Here is a 1,069-nt window from a genome sequence, read left to right as displayed (position 1 = left end):
GCTTCGGGTTTCGGTGGTCGGGATCCGAGCTCTCTTTCCAGGGAATGGTTGGTTGTCTTGGACCCTCCCACCCACCCAACTCCCTTGCGCACTCGAATGGATGACATTTCGCGATGGCGTCGGTGCCGCCCGGCACCGGCATGTAGCGTGCGGAGCAAGCAAACGGCCCTCGACCGGTGCTCAGAACACCAACCGAGGGCCTGACCATCAAGATCGCAGATAGGAACGATCTCATGGCTGTCGCCAACTCTACCGTCGATGCGCGCCCGCGCACGTACGCGCCCCCGATGGCCGCGCCCGGCTATGGCAAGCGCTCCGCGCCCGACCAAGCGCCGCGCACCGCGCGCGACTTCGCACACCTGCCCGTCCGTGAGGCGGCCGTCGCCGCGTATCTCGACCGGCTTCCCGAGGGTGCGGCCATGGATGCGAAGACCCTGGCCAGGGAGATTCCTGCCTATGGCCAGCAGGCCATCCGCACTGCGCTGAACAGTCTCTCCGCCGCCGGGCACTTGCGGCGTGTCCGTGAACCCGCGGGTGAGAGCGGTACTCAGTGGGTCACCCGGAGTTTTTTCAGCCGCACCGCGCGGGACGACGACTGGTGGTCAACCTTCCTCGCGGGCGATACCCCGAAAGAGCAGCCCCAGGAAGAGGCCATTCCGCAGCCCGGCCCGTCCATCGCCTACCGTGCGCTCGCCACCCTCGGGCGGGCCGACCCCCGCCTTGCCCTCTCGGCAGCCGAGTGCGCGGCGCTGGAATCCCTCGCCGCTCAGTGGTTCCAACGCGGCGTCACACAGGCCGAGTTCACCCGTGCGCTCACCACCGGGCTGCCCGCCGAGCCCATCCACTGCCCGGGTGCGTTCATCCGTAGGCGGCTCATCGACAAGCTGCCGCCCGAGCTGCCGCCAGCGGCACCGCAGGCGCCTACCCGGATCATGGAGTGCACCAACTGTGGCGCTCCCGGTTCGCCTCAAGCGTTGCCGGGTGGCCTCTGCCGTACCTGCCGGGCCACCGATCCGACGGATCCGGGCCCGGCCGAGGTCGCCACCGCCGTTCACCACTACGTCGACGC

1 protein-coding gene is annotated in these 1,069 nt (G+C 69.0%); it reads left to right on the top strand.

Annotated features, from left to right (window positions below; all coding sequences use genetic code 11):
• Positions 1–233: 233 nt before the first annotated feature.
• A partial coding sequence (locus tag ABCR83_RS32655; RefSeq protein WP_462698890.1) for a hypothetical protein occupies positions 234–1,069 on the top strand: 836 nt, incomplete at its 3' end.

This window comes from Streptomyces xingningensis (assembly GCF_054957865.1).
Note: the sequence above shows the minus strand (reverse complement) of the source record. Positions and strands in the feature narration are given on the sequence as shown.